This is a genomic window from Azospirillum sp. RU38E, from assembly GCF_900188385.1.
In the GTDB taxonomy this organism is placed as follows: Bacteria; Pseudomonadota; Alphaproteobacteria; order Azospirillales; family Azospirillaceae; genus Niveispirillum.
The window spans coordinates 1,025,482-1,045,289 of the sequence record NZ_FZOI01000001.1; the positions used below are offsets into that span (position 1 = coordinate 1,025,482).

At 62.9% G+C, this 19,808-nt stretch carries 21 protein-coding genes; 8 read left to right on the forward strand and 13 right to left on the reverse strand.

The annotated features are described in order from the left end of the window. Nucleotides 1-24: 24 nt before the first annotated feature. Nucleotides 25-1,038: a class I SAM-dependent methyltransferase gene (locus CHB97_RS04400; protein ID WP_089286671.1), complete on the reverse strand. Its 1,014-nt coding sequence runs from the start codon at nucleotides 1,036-1,038 to the stop codon at nucleotides 25-27. Nucleotides 1,039-1,163: 125 nt separating this feature from the next. On the opposite strand from CHB97_RS04400, the gene CHB97_RS04405 reads away from it, so the two are divergent. The 3 genes from CHB97_RS04405 to CHB97_RS04415 all read left to right on the forward strand — a co-directional run bounded on the left by CHB97_RS04405 (nucleotide 1,164) and on the right by CHB97_RS04415 (nucleotide 4,295). Beyond that, nucleotides 1,164-2,801 (forward strand): TMEM199/VMA12 family vacuolar ATPase assembly factor, encoded by a 1,638-nt coding sequence (locus tag CHB97_RS04405; RefSeq protein WP_244559380.1) that lies wholly within the window; start codon nucleotides 1,164-1,166, stop codon nucleotides 2,799-2,801. Between the two features lie 81 nt (nucleotides 2,802-2,882). After that, on the forward strand, nucleotides 2,883-3,848 hold the full coding sequence (locus CHB97_RS04410) for a glycosyltransferase family 2 protein (RefSeq protein WP_089286672.1): 966 nt from the start codon (nucleotides 2,883-2,885) through the stop codon (nucleotides 3,846-3,848). Between the two features lie 9 nt (nucleotides 3,849-3,857). Next, nucleotides 3,858-4,295: a GtrA family protein gene (locus tag CHB97_RS04415; RefSeq protein WP_089286673.1), complete on the forward strand. Its 438-nt coding sequence runs from the start codon at nucleotides 3,858-3,860 to the stop codon at nucleotides 4,293-4,295. Between the two features lie 14 nt (nucleotides 4,296-4,309). Here CHB97_RS04415 and CHB97_RS04420 read toward each other — a convergent pair whose 3' ends face one another. The 6 genes from CHB97_RS04420 to CHB97_RS25775 all read right to left on the reverse strand — a co-directional run bounded on the left by CHB97_RS04420 (nucleotide 4,310) and on the right by CHB97_RS25775 (nucleotide 10,373). After that, a complete protein-coding gene (locus CHB97_RS04420; RefSeq protein ID WP_143270705.1) occupies nucleotides 4,310-5,107 on the reverse strand; it encodes a hypothetical protein in 798 nt (265 codons plus the stop codon). 47 nt (nucleotides 5,108-5,154) lie between these two features. Then, the gene (locus CHB97_RS04425) at nucleotides 5,155-5,922 is read right to left on the reverse strand and encodes a GIN domain-containing protein (protein ID WP_089286675.1); all 768 of its coding nucleotides are present in this window, start codon (nucleotides 5,920-5,922) and stop codon (nucleotides 5,155-5,157) included. Nucleotides 5,923-6,082: 160 nt separating this feature from the next. Further along, on the reverse strand, nucleotides 6,083-8,230 hold the full coding sequence (gene ligA / locus CHB97_RS04430) for an NAD-dependent DNA ligase LigA (protein ID WP_089286676.1): 2,148 nt from the start codon (nucleotides 8,228-8,230) through the stop codon (nucleotides 6,083-6,085). Between the two features lie 434 nt (nucleotides 8,231-8,664). Next, nucleotides 8,665-9,144, reverse strand: coding sequence for a ribonuclease HI (gene rnhA, locus CHB97_RS04440; protein WP_089286678.1), 480 nt, complete (start codon nucleotides 9,142-9,144; stop codon nucleotides 8,665-8,667). After that, complete coding sequence (locus tag CHB97_RS04445; protein ID WP_089286679.1) at nucleotides 9,134-10,096, reverse strand: homoserine kinase; 963 nt, start codon at nucleotides 10,094-10,096, stop codon at nucleotides 9,134-9,136. The genes rnhA and CHB97_RS04445 overlap by 11 nt, the downstream gene beginning before the upstream one ends. Nucleotides 10,097-10,166: 70 nt before the next feature. Beyond that, nucleotides 10,167-10,373: a hypothetical protein gene (locus CHB97_RS25775; protein WP_143270707.1), complete on the reverse strand. Its 207-nt coding sequence runs from the start codon at nucleotides 10,371-10,373 to the stop codon at nucleotides 10,167-10,169. On the opposite strand from CHB97_RS25775, the gene CHB97_RS26960 reads away from it, so the two are divergent. The 3 genes from CHB97_RS26960 to CHB97_RS04455 are packed head-to-tail and all read left to right on the forward strand — an operon-like array spanning nucleotide 10,366 to nucleotide 11,545. After that, a complete protein-coding gene (locus tag CHB97_RS26960; protein WP_256387115.1) occupies nucleotides 10,366-10,497 on the forward strand; it encodes a hypothetical protein in 132 nt (43 codons plus the stop codon). The two genes, CHB97_RS25775 and CHB97_RS26960, sit on opposite strands and share 8 nt — an antisense overlap. Before the next feature lie 49 nt (nucleotides 10,498-10,546). Further along, the gene (locus CHB97_RS04450; protein ID WP_089286680.1) at nucleotides 10,547-11,221 is read left to right on the forward strand and encodes a PspA/IM30 family protein; all 675 of its coding nucleotides are present in this window, start codon (nucleotides 10,547-10,549) and stop codon (nucleotides 11,219-11,221) included. Between the two features lie 33 nt (nucleotides 11,222-11,254). Beyond that, a complete protein-coding gene (locus CHB97_RS04455; RefSeq protein WP_089286681.1) occupies nucleotides 11,255-11,545 on the forward strand; it encodes a PspC domain-containing protein in 291 nt (96 codons plus the stop codon). A 100-nt stretch (nucleotides 11,546-11,645) separates the two neighbouring features. Here CHB97_RS04455 and CHB97_RS04460 read toward each other — a convergent pair whose 3' ends face one another. Then, nucleotides 11,646-13,355: a tetratricopeptide repeat protein gene (locus tag CHB97_RS04460; protein WP_160105553.1), complete on the reverse strand. Its 1,710-nt coding sequence runs from the start codon at nucleotides 13,353-13,355 to the stop codon at nucleotides 11,646-11,648. Nucleotides 13,356-13,795: 440 nt separating this feature from the next. Here CHB97_RS04460 and CHB97_RS04465 point away from each other — a divergent pair, with 440 nt between their 5' ends. Together CHB97_RS04465 and CHB97_RS04470 are read left to right on the forward strand one after the other, a co-directional pair. Further along, nucleotides 13,796-14,080, forward strand: a complete 285-nt coding sequence (locus CHB97_RS04465) for a hypothetical protein (protein WP_089286683.1) — start codon at nucleotides 13,796-13,798, stop codon at nucleotides 14,078-14,080. 105 nt (nucleotides 14,081-14,185) lie between these two features. Further along, complete coding sequence (locus CHB97_RS04470) at nucleotides 14,186-14,668, forward strand: MmcB family DNA repair protein (RefSeq protein WP_089286906.1); 483 nt, start codon at nucleotides 14,186-14,188, stop codon at nucleotides 14,666-14,668. A gap of 42 nt (nucleotides 14,669-14,710) precedes the next feature. On the opposite strand, the gene CHB97_RS04475 is transcribed toward CHB97_RS04470, so the two are convergent. The 5 genes from CHB97_RS04475 to CHB97_RS04495 form a co-directional block, all read right to left on the reverse strand. After that, nucleotides 14,711-16,123 (reverse strand): hypothetical protein, encoded by a 1,413-nt coding sequence (locus tag CHB97_RS04475; RefSeq protein WP_244559381.1) that lies wholly within the window; start codon nucleotides 16,121-16,123, stop codon nucleotides 14,711-14,713. Then, nucleotides 16,104-16,709 carry a BON domain-containing protein gene (locus CHB97_RS04480; protein ID WP_160105555.1) on the reverse strand — a complete coding sequence of 202 codons (606 nt, stop codon included), beginning with the start codon at nucleotides 16,707-16,709 and terminating at the stop codon, nucleotides 16,104-16,106. The genes CHB97_RS04475 and CHB97_RS04480 overlap by 20 nt, the downstream gene beginning before the upstream one ends. A gap of 119 nt (nucleotides 16,710-16,828) precedes the next feature. Next, nucleotides 16,829-17,641, reverse strand: coding sequence for an N-acetylmuramoyl-L-alanine amidase (locus CHB97_RS04485; protein WP_089286685.1), 813 nt, complete (start codon nucleotides 17,639-17,641; stop codon nucleotides 16,829-16,831). 147 nt (nucleotides 17,642-17,788) lie between these two features. Then, nucleotides 17,789-18,604, reverse strand: coding sequence for a PhyR family response regulator anti-anti-sigma factor (locus CHB97_RS04490; RefSeq protein ID WP_089286686.1), 816 nt, complete (start codon nucleotides 18,602-18,604; stop codon nucleotides 17,789-17,791). Nucleotides 18,605-18,816: 212 nt separating this feature from the next. Further along, nucleotides 18,817-19,791 (reverse strand): magnesium transporter CorA family protein, encoded by a 975-nt coding sequence (locus CHB97_RS04495; protein ID WP_089286687.1) that lies wholly within the window; start codon nucleotides 19,789-19,791, stop codon nucleotides 18,817-18,819. Nucleotides 19,792-19,808 lie beyond the last annotated feature (17 nt).

The following is a 19,808-nucleotide window of genomic DNA, read 5'->3' on the forward strand; positions in this document are numbered from 1 at the left end:
ACCATTCGGCCCTGCGGCCTCTCGTTACGCCCGCGCCTCAATCAGCTTGAAGCCATCGGCCTCCGCCACCAGCCGGCGTTCCTTGAAATGGGCGTCGATCACCGCTTCATAGGGAAGCTGGCGATTGGCCACCATCAGCAGCAATCCGCCCTTTTCCAGGCAGTAGGCTGCCTTCTCGATGAAAGCCGCCCCCAGTTCCACGTCGGTGGCCTTGCCGCTGTGGAAGGGCGGATTCATGATGACGCTGTGATAGCGCTGGCGGGGCAGGCCCTGGGTCACGTCGGCCCAATGGAAACGCAGCGGCGTTTCGCCGGCCAGCGGTTCCACATTCAGCTTTGCCGCTTCCAATGCCGCGGCATCCGCCTCGAACAGGTCCAGCCCCTTCAGGTGGCGACCGGTCTTCAGCAGCTTGGAAGACAGATAGCCCCAGCCGGCCCCCAGGTCGGCGACGCGGCCGCGCACCTCCCCCGGCAGATGGTCGGCCAGAAGCTTGGAACCCCGGTCGATCTTGTTCCAGCCATGCATCCCCGGCCCGGCATGAAAGCCGGTCTCATTCACCAGCCTTGTGCGCCCGCCGGCCAGCCAGGATTGCAGCATGTCCGGCATCGCCCCTGCCTGCTTGCGGGTCCAGAAGATGCGGGCATGGAATTTGGAGGCCGATTCCACTGGCCCCAGCGCCTTGGCCACATCTTTCTGCAGGCTGGCCGCACCCGTATCATTATCACCGGCCGCCAGCAGCAGCCCGCCCACGGGCAGCGCCGCCCAGGCCTCTGCAATGGCGGCCAGGCTGTCGGCCTTGTGCTTGGTCAGCGGGCAGAGGGCGGCATCATAGGGGCCGTCGGGCACGGTTTGCGTTACCCGGAACCCGGCATTGGCCAGCGCGTCATGGTCCGGCTTGAAACCGGTAACGCAGGCCAGCCGGGTTTGCCACCCCGCCTCCAGCGCCGCATCAGCGCGGGCACGCAGCATCAGGGCCTGGGCCGGCAGGGCAAGCATACCGGTGGCGAAGGGGTAGAGCAGGGCTTTGATCGTCGTCATGGGATCGGGCTGTACCCGATTGTGTTATGGCTGTACAGGCCCGCCTTGATCTTGCCCCACACCCCGCCTATCAGAAGGCAATAACCCCGGCCCTTTCGGCCCTGCATCCCTGGTGATCTGCCCCCATGTCGCCCCACGCCCTTGATGCCGATGCCCGCCGCTGGCGTCTGATCTCCACCCTGGTTCTGGCGCTGTTTCCGGTGCTGGTTGGTTTATGGTCGCTGTCCCTGGGGCAGGACGGAAATTGGGATTTGCGCAATTACCATTGGTATAATGCCTATGCCTTCCTGAATGGCCGTGAACTGACCATGGATGTGGCACCAGGGCAGGTGGCCAGCTTCTATAATCCCACGCTGGATTTGCCCGTATATCTGCTGGCACAGGTGCTGCCGGCGCGCGGTGTCTCCTTCGTGCTGTCCTTCGTGCAGGGGCTGAACATCCTGCCGCTGTTCGGGCTGGCTTTTGCGCTGCTGGCCCCGCTGGCGGCCGGCGCGCGGCTGCGCGCCCTGGCGGCGCTGCTGCTGGCCGTGGTCGGCTTCTGCGGGGCTGGGCAGTTGGGCCTGCTGGGTGCCACCTTCTATGACAATGTGATCAGCCTGTTCGTGCTGGGGGCTGCCTGGCTGGTGGTGGCCAGGGCCGATACGGTGTGGCAGGGCCGACCGGTTGCTGCTTACAGCGTGGTGGGGCTGGCCGGGTTGCTGGTGGGCAGTGCCGTGGGGCTGAAACAGCCGACGCTGCCCTTTGCCGTGGGGGCCTGCTTTGCCTTCCTGTTCATCGCCGGCGGGCTGTGGCGGCGGCTGTTTCTGTCCTTCTTCTTCGGCATCGGGGTGATTGCCGGCATGGCGCTGTTCTCCGGCCATTGGATGTGGCATCTCTGGACCTATTACCAGAACCCGCTCTTCCCCTATTTCAACGATGTTTTCCGCTCCCCCTGGGGCGTGCCGGAGGCGTATCGGGATGACAAGTTCATCCCCCATGGCCTGGTTGCCAGCCTGCTTTTCCCCTTCACCTGGGTGATGGACCCGAAGAAGGTGGGGGAGATCATTTTCCGCGATCTGCGGGTGCCGCTGGCCTATATCGTGCTGCTGGCCACGCCCATCATCATGCTGGCCCTGCGCGGGCGCAAGGTGGCGGCACTGGTGGACCGGCGGGCCGCCCTTTACGTGATTGTCGGCTCGGCCATCACCTATCTGGTCTGGCTGAAACTGTTCGCCATTTACCGTTATCTGATCCCGCTGGAAATGCTGGCCCCCATCGTGATGCTGGCTGCCGTGGCGCTCTGGCCGCTGCCGGTGAAGGTACGCGGCGGCATCATGCTGGCGTTGCTGGTGCTGGTCTCGGTGACCGGCAAGCCCGGCACCTGGGCGCGGGTGCCGTTTGCCGACCGGTTTGTGGAGGTGAAGGCGCCGACACTGCCGAACCCGGATCACACCATCATCCTGCAAACCGGCTACGCCCCCACCAGTTTCCTGATCACCGGCTTTCCCAAGCAGGTGCCCTTCCTGCGCCTGCACAGCTATTTCATCCATCCCGACCATGGCGATATCAAGCTGAACCAAGTGATGCGGGAACGCATCACCCAGCATCAGGGCGATTTCTATTGGCTGGTCGCGCATTGGGAAGTGTGGACGGCCAAAGATATCCTGCCCCGCTATGGCTTGGCTGCGGATATGGATCATTGCCAGCTGGTCACCTCCAACCTGGATGAACCGATGATGCTGTGCCGGGTGGTGCGCCAGGATACCTCTGCGCAACCGTCATAAAAGGGGCCAGTTTCCGCTGCATCTTTTCCCCATTGGCCGTGTTATCAATGCGTTCCAACCTCGCTTCGGGCTGCTGCTTCCATGTCCATCCTTGAAAATGTCCAGACCGCGCCGCGCATTGCCGTGCTGGTGCCCTGCTATAATGAGGAAGCCTCCATCGCGGCGGTGATCCGCGATTTCAAGGCGGCCCTGCCGACGGCGACCATCTACGTCTATGACAATAATTCCAAGGACCGCACGTCGGAGATTGCGCGGGCGGCCGGTGCCGTGGTCCGGCGGGAGCCGTTGCAGGGCAAGGGCAATGTCGTGCGCCGCATGTTCGCCGATATTGAGGCGGATGTGTATGTGATGGTGGATGGCGATGATACCTATCACGCGCCCTCTGCCCCGGCCCTGGTCTCCAAGCTGCTGGATGAAAAGCTGGATATGGTGAACGGCGCCCGCGTCACAGATTGGGAGACGTACCGGGCTGGTCACCGGTTCGGCAACATCATGCTGACCACCCTGGTCACCATGGTGTTCGGCAAGCGTACCGACGACCTGCTGTCGGGCTACCGCGTCTTCTCCCGCCGTTTCGTGAAAAGCTTCCCGGTGCTGGCCGGTGGGTTTGAGATTGAAACGGAACTGGTGGTGCACGCGCTGGAAATGTCCATGCCGCTGGGCGAGGTGGAAACCCCTTATAAGGACCGCGCGCCTGGTTCCGTCTCCAAGCTTTCCACTTTCCGCGACGGTTTCCGCATTCTCTGGATGATCGGCAAGCTGATCAAGGAGGAACGGCCGATGCAGTCCTTCGGCATCGTCGCCCTGCTGCTGGCGCTGATTTCCATCATCACGGCGGTACCGCTGTTCATCACCTATTATGAAACCGGGCTGGTGCCACGTTTCCCCACGGCCGTGCTGGCCACCGGGCTGGGCCTGCTGTCCTTCCTGTCGCTCACCTGCGGCTTGATCCTGGATACGGTGACGCGGGGCCGGCGGGAGATGAAGCGGCTGCGCTATCTGGAAATTCCGGCACCGGATTTCGACAGCGGCTTCCTGAAGCCGTAACCCCGTATCATGTCCCGCAGCATTTCGCGTGAGCTGCTGACCTTCGCCCTGATCGGCGTCGGCGGCCTGTTCGTGGATATGGCAGCCCTGGCTGTCGCCCTGCATCTGCTGGGGCTGGACCCTTATGGTGGCCGCGTCTTCTCCTATCTGATGGCGGCCACCTTCACTTGGTACCTCAACCGCCGCTTCACCTTTGTCGGGGTCAGTCGGCGGGCGGCTCTGCGGCAATGGGCCAAGTTCCTGGCGGCCAATGCCGTGGGGGCGGTGGTGAATTACGGGGTCTATGTGCTGGTGCTGCGGGTGGGCCCGGGTATTCTGACAGCATTGGGCCTGGCGGATATGCTGGGCGGCCTGTTGCCCTATGCCGGCGTCGCCGCCGGCAGTGTCTCGGGATTGGTGTTTAACTTCGCCATGTCGAAATTTGTGGTGTTCCGCCGCCCGGCTTGATCCGGTGCGGCGGTTTACTCCACCGATTTGCCATTGATGGTGACGGAGGCAAGGCCGGAGCGGTTGATCTGCTGATCGCGCACCTTGCCCTTGAACTCCACCCCACCCAGGCCGGAAATGGTGACACGCAGCATGTCGGTATTCCCATCATGGATATCGACATCGCCCACGCCGCTGACCTTGATATCCACCGGCCCATCCACCCGGTCGGCATTGACATTGCCGAAGCCGGTGATGGTGAACTTGGCCCCCTGGCTGACAGATTTGAAATCCATATCCGCCGCGCCACTGACCACGCTGGTCAAAGGGCCGGCGATGCTGCCAGTCTTGATGCTGGCCGCGCCGGCCACCGTCAGATCAGCCTGTTTTAGATTGCCGGTCTTGATATCCGCTGCGGTCTTGATGGTGGCGTTCAGCGGCCCATCCAGATCGCCCAGGTTCAGCGCACCGATCATATCTTCCACTGTTACAGTGCCCTGGCGCGGCATGGTGATGTGGATCTGGATATCTTCCGACTCCAGTTTCCAGGAAAAACCTTCCTTTTTCGCATAGGCTGGACGGGAAATAACCACATCCCCTTTTTCCCGTAACAGCTCGATCTTGCGGATTTCCTGCTCATCCTTGCCGGAGATGCGGATTTCGATCTGGCCTGGCGCGCCGTTGGTTTCGACTGTCACAGTGCCCATAACATTGCGCAACACCAGTTGATCACCGGGCAGGGTTTGCGGATCAAGGGTCGCGGCGGCGGCGGGCAGGCTGGCCATACCGGCAAACAGGGCGGCCAAAAGCGTCGCGCGGAAACAGCGCATCATATTCCCCATCAGGATCATTTTATGAAAGTAAGGCTTTCGGGTGCTGCTCAGCTGGCGCGGCCCGTTACCTTCACCGAACCGGAACCGTGATTATTGATGGCCTGATTGCGGGCCACCCCATCCAACGTCACCTGACCGGAGCCGGCAATCGAAGCGGCCAGCGGGTCGGCGGTGCCGGCGCGCAGATGGATATCGCCGCTGCCATTCACGCTGGCGGCGACAGGGCCATTGACGCGGGCGATATCGATATCACCACTGCCATTGATTTCCAGCTTCACCTCCCCCTGGGTGCTGCCGGTGGCCACCGATCCGCTGCCGTTGATTTCCACTTCCAGCGTGCGGTCAATATCGCCAACCTTGATCTTGCCGGACCCGGAAACCGACAGTTTGGCCGTGGTGACATGACCGATTGTCAGGCTGCCGCTGACAATATCATCCACTTCCAGCGGGCCGCGAAAATCGCCGACCTTGCCGTCGCCGATGAAATCCTCAATCTCCAGCCCCGTCCCGGCGGGCAGGCGGATGGTCACCTGAATCTGGTCCGCCTCGCCCCGCCAGTCCCGGCCATTTCGGCTGTTCTTTTGTTCAATCACCAGTGTGCCACCGCTGGCATTCACGGTCACTTCCGCCAGCCGTTTTTCCGGGCCGGTTACTTCCACCGTCACCTTGTCTGTATTGGCTACCGCGACATCCAGCTTGCCATAAACCCCGTCAATCTTCACGGCACGGGCATCATAGCCCTGCGGACCAAAGGCAAAGGCCGGCAAGGGCAACAGGCAAAGGGCGGTGGCGAGCAGTAATTTCCTTGGCGACATTTTTCAGCATCCCCCGGCTGGCTTGTTTCCAGCGGGGAATAGCAATGGCCGTGCCAATGGCGGAAAAGCTGGAATTTGCGAAAAGTGACGTCGCCAGACTGGCGAAGCTGTGGGGCAGGGCGCCACAGCTTCGCCATTTTCGCTACACCCCGGTGGGTGGTTACCCGCCGATCAGCGCCTTCCACTCCTCTTCCGACAGAATGGTGACGCCCAGTTCCTGCGCCTTGGCTGCCTTGGACCCGGCATCGGCGCCGGCGATCAGATAATCGGTCTTCGCGCTGACGGAGCCGGCCACCTTGGCGCCCAGGGATTCCGCCTTGGCTTTGGCCTCTGATCGGCCCATGGTGGTCAGCGTGCCGGTGAACACCACGGTCTTGCCGGCGACAGGGGAGGTGCTGGCCACCACAGGCGGCACATATTCCGCCGGCTTCACCTGTTCCAGCAGGGCGGCCAAGGCGTCCAGATTATGCTGTTCGCGGAAGAAATCGGTCAGATCGTCGGCCACACTCATGCCGATCTGTTCAATCGCGCACAGCTCCGCATAGGCCTCCCCCACCAGTTCGGCCTTCTTCTCCTCCCGCTTCTCCGCCCGTTCGGATGCGGCCTGCACCATGCGGGCCTGCCAGTTCTCCACGGTGCGGTAAGAACGGGCCAGCAGCTTGGCCGTCGCCTCTCCGATCTGGCGAATGCCGAGCGCGAAGATGAAACGGTCCAGGGCGATGCTGCGCCGCGCCTCGATGGCCTGAAACAGCTTTTCCACCGACTTCTTGCCAAAGCCGGTCATGCTGACCAGCTTGTCCAGCCGCGTGGCCTCCTTGGCTTCCAGGGTGAAAATGTCGGCCGGCTGGCGGATGCGGCCCTGTTCAAAGAACAGCTGGATACGTTCAATGCCCAAGCCTTCAATATCGAAGGCGTTGCGGGAGACGAAATGGCGCAGCCGTTCCACCGCCTGCGCCGGGCAGATCAAGCCGCCGGTACAGCGGGTGACAACCTCCCCTTCCTCCCGCACGGCCAGCGATCCGCATTCGGGGCAATGGTCGGGGAAGGCGAAGGGCAGGGCGTCTTCCGGGCGTTTATCGGGCACAAAACCCACGATCTGCGGTATCACATCGCCGGCGCGCTGGACGATCACCATATCGCCAACGCGGACATCCTTGCGCTCGATCTCATCCTTGTTATGCAGGGTGGCACGGCTGACCACCACGCCGCCGACATTGACCGGCTCCAGCTCCGCCACCGGGGTCAGCGCCCCGGTGCGGCCGACCTGGATGGTGATCTCCTTCAGCCGGGTCATGGCCTGTTCGGCCGGGTATTTATGCGCCGTCGCCCAGCGCGGGGAGCGGGAGATGAAGCCCAGCCGTTCCTGCAGCGCCAGATCATCGACCTTATAGACGACCCCATCGATATCAAACGGCAGCGTGGGGCGCTGGGTGCCGATCTCCCGGTAATAATCCAGCAATTCGCCCGCATCGGTGCAGCAGCGCGACGGCGTGGACAGGGTAAAGCCGAACGCCGCCAGCCGCTGCCGGCTTTCCCACTGGGTCTTGCCCAGCGGTTCCGACAATTCGCCCCAGGCATAGGCGAAAAAGCGCAAGGGCCGGGTGGCAGTGATTTTCGCATCCAGCTGGCGCAGGCTGCCGGCGGCGGCATTGCGCGGGTTGGCGAAAATCTTCTCCCCCTTTTCCGCCTGGGTGCTGTTCAGTTCCAGGAACTCGGCGCGGGTCATATAGACCTCGCCCCGCACTTCCACCACCGCCGGCGCATCGCCGCGCAGCTGGTGGGGGATATCCTGGATGGTGCGGACATTGGCGGTAACGTCTTCCCCCTCCGCCCCGTCGCCGCGCGTGGCGGCCTGCACCAGCCGCCCCTGTTCGTACCGCAGGGACAGCGACAGCCCGTCGATCTTGGGCTCTGCAACAAAGCGAACCGGCGCATCATCGGCCAGATTGAGGAAGCGGCGGATGCGGCCGACAAAATCAGTCACATCCTCATCCTCGAACGCATTGGCGAGGCTGAGCATCGCCACCTTGTGCTTCACCTTGCCAAAGCCGCCGCCGGGGGCGGCACCCACGGTCTGGGTCGGGCTGTCGGCCGTCATCAGTTCCGGGAAGCGCGCTTCCAGCAGGCCCAACCGCTGTTCCAGCCGGTCATAGTCGGCATCCGACAGGGCGGGGGCGTCCTTTGTATAGTAAAGTTCCCGGTGGTGGCGGATTTCCGTCACCAGGGCTTCATGGTCCTGGCGGGCCTGATCCAGGGTCAGATCGTCGATGGCGATCAGGCGCAGGGCGGTCGCTTGTGGGGCTGTCATGGCGCGTCAGATGCTGAAGGGATCAATTGACGCTGTTTTAACAGCCTGCTCGCCTAACAGGGCAATAAATTCGCCGGTACCATTTTATGCAGGCTGGTGGGCTCGCAGGCTGCCTGAAAATAAGCGAGTGCAAATAAATCCAGCTCAACGGAAAGGCTGCGCTGCCCCCCCTGGCTCAAGACCTGTTCGACAAGTTGTTGTAATGAAATACCTTCATAGCTGCATATATCTTCCAACGCCTGCCAACATTCTTCCGAAACGCAGGCATTGTATGACCGCCCCTTGATGACAAAGCAGCGACGTCGGAGACGATACGATAGATTATCTAACCCGTTCAAAAAACGGTTCACTCTTCGCCGCCGCTGTTAAGGATGGAATTGCTCACACTTTACATCAATTCGCCATAAGGGCGCAATTCCACTTCTAATGGTGGGCTAGGTTTTCTCGCGCGCTTCGCGCAGGCCATCACGCGCCAACTGGTCGGCGCGTTCATTTTCCGGATGGCCGGCATGGCCTTTGACCCAGTGGAATTCCACCTGATGGCGGGCAACGGCGGCATCCAGCCTTTGCCACAGATCGGCATTCTTCACCGGATCCTTGGCTGCCGTGCGCCAGCCATTGCGCTTCCAGCCGTGAATCCAGGTGGTGATGCCGTTCTTCACATATTGGCTGTCCGTATGCAGCCGAATGGGCAGGGGGCGCTTCAACGCCTCCAGACCGCTGATCGCGGCCATCAATTCCATCCGGTTGTTGGTGGTATCGGGCTCCCCGCCCTTCAGTTCCTTTTCCACGCCCCGCCAGCGCAAGATTGCCCCCCAGCCGCCGGGACCGGGATTGCCGCTGCAGGCGCCGTCGGTGAAAATGTCCACGACATCCTCTTCCGACTCGCTTTCCGTTGCCGGCTCAGAGGCCATAATCGTTCAGCGTCCGGATTTGCTGGTGGAAGCGCAGCTTGTGCAGATATTCCAGCGGGTCTTTGCGCTTTACCAGCGCGCCGGCTGGGGTGTTCAGCCAGTCATAAAGCCGGGTCAGCAGGAAGCGCATGGCGCTGCCGCGCGCCAGCAGCGGCAGGGCGTCACGCTCCGCCGTGGTCAGTGGGCGTACCTTAGTATAGCCATCCAGTAGCAGCCGGGCCTTGGTAACGTTGAAGGCGCCGTCGGCCTCAAAGCACCAAGCATTCAGGCAAATGGCCACGTCATAGGCCAGCAGGTCATTGCAGGCGAAATAGAAATCGATCAGGCCCGACAGCGCCCTATCCTTGAAGAACACATTATCGGGGAACAGATCGGCATGGATGATGCCGGCGGGCAGCCCGTCACGCGGCCAGCTGGCCTCCAGCATGTCCAGTTCGGTGGCCAGAATATCGGCCAGACCGGGCTTCACCTCATCCGCGCGGGCGCGGCTGGCCTCGAACAGCGGGCGCCAACCATCCACCGACAGGGCGTTGCGGCGCGTCAGGCCAAAGCCATCACCGGCCAGATGCAGGCGGGCCATGCCCTCGCCCAGCTGGGCGCAATGTTCGGGCTGGATACGGCGCGGCCACATGCCGGCCAGGAAGGTGACAATCACCGCCGGGCGGCTGCACAAATCCCGCAGGGCCACCCCATCACGCCCGGCCACCGGCTGCGGGCAGGACAGGCCGCGCGCGGCCAGATGGTCCATCAAGCCCAGGAAAAAGGGCAGATCGGCCGGGTTCACCCGCTTTTCATACAAGGTCAGGATGAAAGGGCCGCGATCAGTCACCAGAAGGAAGTTGGAATTCTCCACCCCTTCGGCGATGCCCTTGCACGAAATCACATCGCCCAAATCATACTGGGCAACGAACGTGCGCACATCCTCATCGGATATTTCTGTATAGACAGCCATCGTAGGGCTTTGCCTAGCCGGTTCCGGGGCCCCGGTCAATCGGCCAGAACCTGGCCGCGACGGGAAAATTTCAGCGCATTCTGGCGTGGTGGTGAATTTCACCATCGTGAATAGAATATTTTGCGATCTGGTGGTGTTTTTCGCTATCTGGTACCAAGGGGCTGTCAGAGAAATGGCGGAATTCCGCCATTTTCAAACTTGGCACGGCGGTTGCTTTTAAGCTGGCATGGCCAATACGGCCAACGAAATCCAGATGAAGGACACCGACCATGACCACGATGACCGCTTCCCGCCGCTTCACCCAGGCCAATGACAAGGCCGACCGTCAGGCGCTGATTGAAATGGTGCCTGTCATGACCATCGCCCTGGTGGTGATGCTGATCATTAACAGCCTGCTCTGATCAACGCCCCTGCCAGCACCCCGTTTTCCCGCCTGAAGGAGCCCCCATCATGGGCCTGATCGACCGTATCGGCGATGTGATCAATGCCAACCTGTCCAGCCTGCTGGATCGGGCGGAAGACCCGGAGATCGCGTTGAACCAGGCGATCCGGGAGATGGAGGACACATTGTCCGAGCTGCGCTGCGGCACCGTCCGCATGATTGCCGAGCGCAAGGGCCTGTCGGAAAGCTGGCGGGCGGCCGAGTTCGAGATGCTGGAATGGGAGCGCAAGGCCGAAACCGCCTTGACCCACGGGCGGGAAGATCTGGCCAGGGCGGCCCTGGCCGCGCGGGAGGAAATCCGCCGCGCCGCCGCCCCGGCCGAGGCTGAGTTGCAGGCACTGACCGATGCCATTGCCCGCATGACCGAGGATGCGCGGCAGTTGGAGGGGAAGCTGGCCGAGGCCCATGCCCGCCGCCGCACCCTGGCCGCCCGCTATCGCGGCGCTGTCGATCGGCTGCGGGCCCGCACCACCCTGTATGACGGAAGGCTGGATGAGGCCATGGCCCGCTGTGCCGAGATCGATCGGGAGATCGACTGGGTTGAGGCCAAGGGCGAAACGCTGAGCCAGGGGCGCCCCCGCGACCTCTCCGCCGAAATCGCTGCCCTGGAAAGCCAGGGCAAGGTGGATGAGGAACTGGCCGCCCTGAAGAAACGTCTGGCGGAACGCGCTGACCGCGCCTGATCCCGCCTTTCCTTAAAGATTTGACGCCGAGAGATGGAGAGCAACGTGAACCGCTTTGACCGCTATGCGCATAATATCCGCAGCAGCAAGCTCTATAAGAACAGCGCGAATGGCATGGTCTGCGGCGTCTGCGCCGGCCTGTCCGACTGGCTGGGACTGAAAAGCTGGGCGGTGCGGCTGATCGCCATCCTGGGCCTGATCTTCCTGACCGGCCCGACACTGATCGCCTATTTCGTGGCGGCCCTGGTGTTGAGCAACCGTCCGGTGGCCCGCTATGACCGCTACGCCCGTGCTTTCGGCTATGACGAGCCCTATCGTCGCTGACCGACATCCCCGGTCCGGCCCATCCGGGCTGGGGTGACAGGGCCGGGAGGGGGCAATGCGGTGTCCACCCCAATCCCTTCCGGCCCTGTCCTGACTGAAATCAGTTCGGTGCGGCAGCCGTAATCGGCGTGGCGAGCCCGTCCTTCAGCTTGATCTGGGCGGATTTGCGCAGCCCCTCATTATCGGCCTGCTGCGCGGCGCGGGTCCATTGGAACCGGGCTTCCTGCTTGCGGCCCAGCGCCCAATAGACATCGCCCAGATGATCGCTGATCGACGGGTCCATCGGCTCCAGCTCAACGGCCTGTTCCAGCAGTTCCACGGCGCCGTGGAAGTCACCCTGTTTGAACTTGGCCCACCCCAAACTATCCATGATGAAGCCGTCATGCGGGCGCAGCGCCAGGGCCTTTTCGATCAGCCCCCGTCCCTCATCCATGGCGATGCCGCGGTCGATATAGGAATAGCCCAGATAATTCAACACGCTGGCCTGTTCCGGGCTGAGGCTGAGGGCGGTTTTCAGATCCGTTTCCGCCCGCTTCCAGTCCCCCAGCGTATCCAACACCATGCCCCTGGCATAGAAAACCGCCCAGTCAGCGGCGGCGGGTTTGGCGATGCGGGATACCGCCTGTTCATAGGCAGTGAGCGCCGGCTTCGGTTCGCGCGCCATGCGATGCATGTCGCCCAGTTGCAGCAGCGCATCCACCCGCGTCGGCTTCTCCGCCGCCATGGCGGTCAGCAGCTTGATAGCTTCATCCCGGCGGCCCAACTGGCGTAGCATTTCGGCCTGACGCAGGCGGGATGCCCAGGTCAGACCGCTGGAACCCTTTACAGCGGCGAATTCCGTCAATGCGTCAGCATAACGCTGCCGCGCGGCCAGCGTATCGCCCAGGGTCAGTCGCATCAAAGGCTGGCCTGGGTCCAGGAACAGGGACAGGCGGCCATAGAGCAGGGCCATTTCCTGGGCGTTTTCCTGGTAGAGGGCGGCCGACATTTCAAACAGCGCCTCCCCCAGCCCATCGCTGGCGTTGGCTACCAGCCGGGCAGGGGCCGGCGCCCCCTTGTCCAACCGGGCCAGCGCCTCATCCACCGCTAGTGTGCCGGGATTTTCCCGTTGGTAACGCTGATAGATGCGGCGTGCCGCTTCCTTGTTGCCGGCTCTTTCATGGAAATTGCCAATCAGCATGGTCAGGCGCAACGGCGCTCCGCGCTCCGTCGCGGCCGTATAATGCAGGGCGGCGGCTTCCCGATTGTCGCGTAAATCCTCGATCAGGGCGATTTGCAGCTGCTGCATGATGGCAAAGCCATCATTGGCATTCAGGGCGCGCAGCCGTTTCAGCCCCGCTTCCTTGTCGCCCCTGGCCACATCGACCCAGGCACCCAGCAACGGGGTGACGAATTGTGAGAGCCCGTCAGAAGGCAGCGTCTCCAGCCGGGCGGCGGCATCGGCCGCCTTGCCCTGTTTCAGATCATCGGCAATGACCATCAGGCTGGCAATATAGCTCTGGCTTTCCTGTTCCCGGGCGCGGCGTGCCAGTGCGACGGCCTCCGTATAATTGCCTTCACCCAGATTAAGCAGGAAGGTCCGGCGCAGCAGGCCGGCATTTTCCGGATCGTCGCGCAGCACGGTTCCCAGATTGCGCGCCGCCGCCGCCCAATCGCCGGCATTCTGGGCCACGCGGCCGGTCAGATAACGGGCCATGGTGTTTTCGACGGGGCTGGGCGCCGTTTGCGCCAGGGCCGATCCTGCCAGCAGTACAGACAAAAGGACCATCGGGATCGACTTTGGCTGCCGCCACCACCGCACCAGTTCCACGCGCGTCACCTTATAAAATACCGGTTCGCTGGAGAGGCACAGGCCGCCCCCTTTGTCATCCTGAGCGTAGCCGGGAATGGTTTAATCGTTCAATAACGTTGCGGGGCATTTCCGCCCCAAACTTTATATCGCAGGCGTAATGTCACAGCCATTTGGACGCCTTTGAAGCCCTTGCCGGCACGGGAGGTGCCCGAAACATCGGTTCGGGGACAGGGGAATCGGGTGGTAAAACCGATCTTTGGATGTCTGAGCAGCAAGCAGTTTGCCCATGCTCTAGGCGCATTTTTGATGCGCAAATATGCAATGGTTAATTGACACTATTTTAACAAGGTCTGCCCCTATATTCGTTTTGCTGACGGCGAAGTCGTTGGCTATTTCGAACCCAGGGACCTTGCATGTATCCCGCAGTGGCTACCGGAGCCCCCAATCCGGCGACAGGCATGGTGGCGGCCGTTCTCTCCACCGATATTCTCGAAAAAAACTTTTCCACGGCTCTACCGCCGCCGCAACAATCCCCGCATTACGGGGCCGATGCGCTGGCGGAACAAATCCTGACTGCTGTGGCCCGCTGCCGGGCCCTGGGTCATCGGGAGCCGCGTGTCAGCCTGACCCGTCCGACGGACGTGGTGGAAGGGGTCCGTTACCGGTTGGAACAGGCGGGCCTGCGGCCCAATGTTCGCCCCTCCAGCATTGTCGGCCAGTCTATCCTCACCGTTCGCGCCTGATCGGGTTTCCCCTGCTGATCCCGGTGGTTCCGCTATTGGGATCAGCAGGGCCCTTGCGTCATGGGTGAAATATGTTCATGGTATGTACCCATGAATGCCACACCCATGAACATCCCGACAGGTGCCGCGGCCCTGGTGACGCCCACATTGCCCCGCCCCGCCTCTGACCCGGCGGCGGCGATTACCCGGGGTGTGCGCCGTTACCTGGCCGATCACGGTATCCAGGGCATGGTGGAATTTTGCCTGGCCAATGGCCGCCGGGCCGATCTGCTGTGCCTGTCGGAGAAGGGGGAGGTCAGTATCGTCGAGGTGAAAAGCAGCCCGACGGACTTCAAGACCGATCAGAAATGGCAGGATTATCTGGAATTCTGCGATTATTTCTATTTCGCGGTTGCACCGGGTTTTCCGCAGGAACTCATCCCGGCTGAATGCGGCTTGATCGTTGCCGATGCCTTCGGGGCAGAAATCGTGCGGCCTGCCGTGGCCCGCCCCCTGCCGGCCGCCCGCCGCAAGGCCTTGACTCTGCGGGTGGCGCTGGCGGCGATGGGGCGTCTGCATCGGGTGGAAGACCCGGCCCGCGCCTTGTGATCCTACATCCCGTCGCGAAACCCGGACGGGATGTCGGCGCTGCTATTCCAGCATCGGGCGGCCGGTTTCGATCTGCACCAGGGCGGCCAGGAAGGGCACGGCCAAGTCGCGCCGCTGCCCGGCCCCGCGTTCCGCCTCGCTCAGCGCGGTCTGGAAACTGCCGCGCCAGCGTTGATCGCTGTACATCAGCTTATCGGCCCGCGCGCGTTGCACCAGCACCACGGGGCTGCGCATATCATTAACCACCTTGTCCAGCCGGGCCGACAACAGATCGGCCTGGCTGCGATCCTTGGCGCGCAGCGCACCGCCGATCAGCTCGACATAGGTTTCCGCCTTCAGGTCCATATCCTGCAACTGGTCGGCATAGGTCAGGGTCAGGGCCTTTTCGCCCCGCGCCTCCAGCTTGCCCAGCACCTGCGGAATCACCCAGGGGCTTTCTTCCTGCACGGTGCGCAACAGGCCCAGGGCCAGATTGGCATCGCCCAGATCGCCGGCGGCCACGGCCAGTTCCGGCGGGCAGCAATTGCCCCGCTTATCCTTGAAACGGCTGAACTGTTCTTCCACCGTGTTCAGGAACAGGGTGCGCGCCCGCGCCTCCAGCCCCACCCGCAACAGGGATTGGGCGACCAGCCCCAGTTCCCAGGCGCAACCCTGGGTACGGGCGAACTCCACCGCCTCTTCCGCCACCTGGGTGGCAGTGCCCATATTGCCCTGCCAGACCAGCGATTCCACAATGTCGGACAGGTTATAGATGCGGGTGGAGCAATCGGCGAAGCCGCGCGTGATCTGCAGGGCGAGGTCGATTTCCCCCGTCAAAGCCAGGGTGCGGCCAACAAACAGATCCTGGCTGATATCGCTAGAGGCACTGCCATTGCGCATGGCCTGGAGAAAGGGGGCCACGATGGGGCGCACCCGTTCCTTGTCGCCAATGTGGTAATTCGCCACCGCGAAGGACAGCCAGTCCCAGCGCGGGGTGGCGATGGGATATTCCACCGGCGGAATCAACCCCTCAATCCGGTGCAGCAGGCAACGGCTGGATTTCGGATCGCTGCAGACCAGGCTGCGCAGCTTGGTCTTGAACTGGGCATAATCGAAATCACCGATGAACTGGTTGGTGACCAACTGCACCGCCAGCGCGCTTTCCGGCAGGCGGGTGATGATATCGGTCAGCAGCCGATCCGCCTCCAGCAGCAGCTTGGTCTGTTCATCGGCATTATAGGTCTGGTCGGCGCGCTGAATGGCCTGCATCGCCAGCACGAACTGGCGGTTGGCCACCGCGTTCTGGTCGGCCTGCGCCCGCGCTGCCGGGGCCAGCAGCAGCAGCAGCGACAGCAGGGCCAGCGCCACCAGCCAGAAAGGCGCGCGCACCGCCGACCAGACGGCAAGCATACCGCCCCGGCCCGTCACCGGCCGCAGGGCCGGCAATGCCCAGCTTTCAGTAAGGCACAACGACATGGCTCACCACCTGGCGGACCCGAGCGATATTACGGGCATAGTCACGCACACGGTCCAACTCTACCTGCGAGCGCGCGCGGCCCATCAGGTGAATGGTCTGATTGATCGTTTCGATCGTGTAATTACCCGATGTGATGTCGCTGTCGGTCAGCAGCTTGGTACGAAGCTGCGCCGTGATCCAGGCGTCGGTCGCCTTGTCGGACAGGCTCGACTCGTCACCAATGCCGATCTCGTTGATCACTTCCTTCACGCCATTGACCTGCCAGGCCAGGCGCACCGCCTCCACCCGCTCATCGGCGGTGGCGGCACGGCCGGTCAGCAGGGCGCGGCCATCGCGCACCGTCACATCCAGCCGGTCATTCAGGCCGTTGACGGTGGCCCATTGGGCCTCCACCGCATGGGCCAGCACCGGGTCGGCCGGGCCGGTCTTGCCGGAACCGCCACCGCCGGAGGCACAGCCGGCCAGCGCCAGTGTCGCCGCCAGACCCGCCAGCGCCAGGGTGCGGGAAAACCGCCGGGAAAGGGAAGGGGCGGTGGTGTCTGCCACCTTTCCGCCCATCTGCGCCATCAGGCGCCCGATCAACATCGTTTCTGCCTCCTGCCGGCCGTTGCGTGTGTTTCTGTCAGTCACGGTCGGCATCTTACGGGTGAAATATGGTCATTCGCGGGCTGCAGGCCGGAACATCCGGTCCTGCCGTACCCGGTTCAGGCAAAGGGTGAGGCTGTCATCACCCTCGTCAGCTCCCGCGCCAGGATGCCGGCGATGCGTTTGCGCGCCGCCGGGTCACGCAGCAATTTTTCATCCTGGGCATTGGACAGAAAACCCGTCTCGATCAGCAGGGATGGCACGTCCGGTGCCTTCAGCACGGCGAAATTCGCCGCCCGCATGGGATTATCCAGCAGCTGGATATCCTTGCCGGCACCGGTGACGATGGTTTGCTTGGCGTGAAGTGCGGCCGTGCGCGTGTGACGGGCGGCGAGATCGACCAAGATGGCGGCGACATTCTTGTCCAGATCGCCCACATCCACCCCCAGGCCACCGGCAAAATTCTCCTGCTTGGCGATGGCGGCGGCGAAATCATCGCTGGCCTTCTCCGACAGGGTATAGGCGGAAAGCCCCCGCGCCTTGCGGTTGGGGGCGCTGTCGGCATGGATGGACAGGAACAGGTCGGCCCCAGCGCGGCGCCCCAGCTCCATCCGCTCCCGCAGGTCGATGAAACTATCATCCTCGCGGGTCAGCTTGACATTGATGCCGCCATTGCGCCCCACTAGCCGGGTGACCTCTTTGGCGATGTCCAGCACCACATCCTTTTCGTAGGTGCCATGCACCCCGACGGCGCCGGGATCGCGGCCGCCATGACCGGGATCGATCATCAACAGGCGCGGCCCCCGCGGCCGCTTTCCCGGTGCGCGCGTACCATCCTGCGGCGACGCCGCACCCGCCCGCACGGTCACGGAGATGAACGGGGCAAGGGCCGGCACAGCCAGGGCAAAACGAAGCAAATCCCGACGATTCATCGATCAGACCATCATCCGGCCCGCGCCTGCGCGAGCCTTCCACCTGGGCCTATCTTTGGACCCCTCGGAATCGTTGCGCAACAGAAACCTGTTCATCATCCCCTTGTCGGTCCTTTCTGTTGCACCGCCTCAACAGGCGGCAGGTGATCAGGGGGATTTTGCCGCTGCCTTGGTCAGGGTGTTGCTGCGGAACTCCCCGCTGGGGGTGAAAACGGCCTGGGTGATGGCGCGTTCGATGTCGTTTCGGCTGAACGGCTTGCGGATCACCGGTCCCAGATGGTCCAGCCCCCGCCGACTCAGCTCATCCCCAAACGCGGTGACAAAGATGATGGGCAGGGCGCTCTGGCGTCGCAGAATCTGGGCGGTGGTGATGCCGCTATCTCCACCGGCCAGCCGTAGATCCATCAGCGCCAGGGTCGGCTGCTGTTCGGCTGCCGTGGTCAGGGCCATCTGGGTATTGGCAGCGGTGCCGCAGACAATATGGCCCATGCGCTGCACCGTCTCCTCCAGATCGAAGGCGATGATGGCATCATCTTCCACGATCATGATGCGGGCGGTCAGCGCACTGCCCAGGCCTGTCTGGGCGCGGGTCATGGCCGCTTCCGCACCGGCCATATCCAGGCCCAGCACGCTGCCGGCCTCTGATACGGTCAGTTCTTCCAGGCTGACCAGCAGGAACAGCCGGCGTTCCAGCTCTGGCAGGCCGGCCAGGGCCATTTCCATCGGATGGCGCCCGCCAAGGTCGGCGGGCTGTGGCGCATCGGCATCGCAGAGCCCGTTCAACAGGCCGTAGAGTTTCAGCCGACTGGGTGTTTCCAGGCCAAAAGTGCCGGGATCGGCAAGCGCGATGGGCAGCGCCTCCGCCACCAGATCGTCCCCCCGCACCGCGTCGGCGGTCAGTGCCCTTGCGTATCGGCGCAGATAGGGCAGGTGATAGAGGAGCTGACGGGAATGCGCGTCCATGATGGCGTCCCAGAAGGGGCCGGCAAGCCAAGGGCTCGGGCCATTTGAAAATCGGGGACATTTTGCGGCTTTACGCGGGGATTTCCATTCCACTTGTGCCATCGCCCGATCGGCCTAGCCGTTGCACTGCGGGTCGGACGAATGGCAGCGCTTATACACCCTCTGGACAGCTGTCCGGCGCGCTGAAGGAAGCAGTGCCAGAGGGGCAGGGCCTACAGCCAGCCTCTGCTTTTGAAGAAGAGATAGGGGACGATGACGGAGACCACCATCAGCATCAGGGCCAGCGGATAGCCATAGGGCCAGTCCAGTTCCGGCATACTGTGGAAATTCATGCCATAGATGCTGGCCACCAGCGTCGGCGGCAGGAAGACCACAGCGGCCACAGAGAAAATCTTGACGATATTATTCTGTTCGATGCCCACCACCCCCAGCAGTGCATCCAGCTGAAAGGCGATATTGCTGGACAGGAAGGCCGTATAATCGGCCAGCGATTGGGCATCCTGGCCCAATGTCTTCAGCCGGGCGCGCAATCCCTTGTCGGCGGCGATTTCCTTCACCGTGCCGCCAAAGGCGATGATGCGGGTCAGCGTCACCAGACTTTCCCGCGCCTTGGCGGTCAGGTCATGGGCGCGGGCGATCCGTTTCAGCAGCTGGTGCTGCATGTCCGATCCCAAGGCACCCTGGTGCCCCTCGATCAGCAGTTCCCGTGCCACGGCATTGACATCCCGCCCCGCGCCTTCCAGCACGTCAGCGATCCGGTCCAGAATGGCATCCAGCAGATAGAGCAGGGTGGAGGGGCCGTTTTCCAGCTTCAGCCCTTGTCGGCTGATCTGGTGGTGAAAGCCGTAAAAGGGCTTGGGATCGTCAAAGCGCAGGGTGATCAGCGTATTGCCGGTCAGCACGAAGGTGATGTCCATCGTCTCCGGCACCGGCGCATCGGCGCGGCAGAGTACGGTGGCGGTCATGAAGGCGCCGCCTTCGTCGCGATAGACCCGGCTGGACAGCTCGATCTCCCGCATTTCCTCCCGCGTCGGCAGTTCCATGCCGAAGGTCTGTTCCACCAGCTGACGCTCGGCCGGGCCGGGCGCGTTCAGGTCAACCCAGCAGGCATGGCGCAATATCTCGGTGGATGGCATTCCATCCATTGCTTCATTGCGGCCGTCGATCGTGCGGTAGGCGCGGATCATGCGCTGTCTCCCCCGCT

Bases quoted from the DNA above. Each gene is read 5' to 3' on its own strand.
- CHB97_RS04400 (WP_089286671.1), bottom strand. From the start codon at position 1,038: ATGACGACGATCAAAGCCCTGCTCTACCCCTTCGCCACCGGTATGCTT.
- CHB97_RS04405 (WP_244559380.1), top strand. From the start codon at position 1,164: ATGTCGCCCCACGCCCTTGATGCCGATGCCCGCCGCTGGCGTCTGATC.
- CHB97_RS04410 (WP_089286672.1), top strand. From the start codon at position 2,883: ATGTCCATCCTTGAAAATGTCCAGACCGCGCCGCGCATTGCCGTGCTG.
- CHB97_RS04415 (WP_089286673.1), top strand. From the start codon at position 3,858: ATGTCCCGCAGCATTTCGCGTGAGCTGCTGACCTTCGCCCTGATCGGC.
- CHB97_RS04420 (WP_143270705.1), bottom strand. From the start codon at position 5,107: ATGATGCGCTGTTTCCGCGCGACGCTTTTGGCCGCCCTGTTTGCCGGT.
- CHB97_RS04425 (WP_089286675.1), bottom strand. From the start codon at position 5,922: ATGTCGCCAAGGAAATTACTGCTCGCCACCGCCCTTTGCCTGTTGCCC.
- ligA (WP_089286676.1), bottom strand. From the start codon at position 8,230: ATGACAGCCCCACAAGCGACCGCCCTGCGCCTGATCGCCATCGACGAT.
- rnhA (WP_089286678.1), bottom strand. From the start codon at position 9,144: ATGGCCTCTGAGCCGGCAACGGAAAGCGAGTCGGAAGAGGATGTCGTG.
- CHB97_RS04445 (WP_089286679.1), bottom strand. From the start codon at position 10,096: ATGGCTGTCTATACAGAAATATCCGATGAGGATGTGCGCACGTTCGTT.
- CHB97_RS26960 (WP_256387115.1), top strand. From the start codon at position 10,366: ATGACCACGATGACCGCTTCCCGCCGCTTCACCCAGGCCAATGACAAG.
- CHB97_RS04450 (WP_089286680.1), top strand. From the start codon at position 10,547: ATGGGCCTGATCGACCGTATCGGCGATGTGATCAATGCCAACCTGTCC.
- CHB97_RS04455 (WP_089286681.1), top strand. From the start codon at position 11,255: ATGGAGAGCAACGTGAACCGCTTTGACCGCTATGCGCATAATATCCGC.
- CHB97_RS04465 (WP_089286683.1), top strand. From the start codon at position 13,796: ATGGTGGCGGCCGTTCTCTCCACCGATATTCTCGAAAAAAACTTTTCC.
- CHB97_RS04470 (WP_089286906.1), top strand. From the start codon at position 14,186: ATGAACATCCCGACAGGTGCCGCGGCCCTGGTGACGCCCACATTGCCC.
- CHB97_RS04475 (WP_244559381.1), bottom strand. From the start codon at position 16,123: ATGTCGTTGTGCCTTACTGAAAGCTGGGCATTGCCGGCCCTGCGGCCG.
- CHB97_RS04480 (WP_160105555.1), bottom strand. From the start codon at position 16,709: ATGTTGATCGGGCGCCTGATGGCGCAGATGGGCGGAAAGGTGGCAGAC.
- CHB97_RS04485 (WP_089286685.1), bottom strand. From the start codon at position 17,641: ATGAATCGTCGGGATTTGCTTCGTTTTGCCCTGGCTGTGCCGGCCCTT.
- CHB97_RS04490 (WP_089286686.1), bottom strand. From the start codon at position 18,604: ATGGACGCGCATTCCCGTCAGCTCCTCTATCACCTGCCCTATCTGCGC.
- CHB97_RS04495 (WP_089286687.1), bottom strand. From the start codon at position 19,791: ATGATCCGCGCCTACCGCACGATCGACGGCCGCAATGAAGCAATGGAT.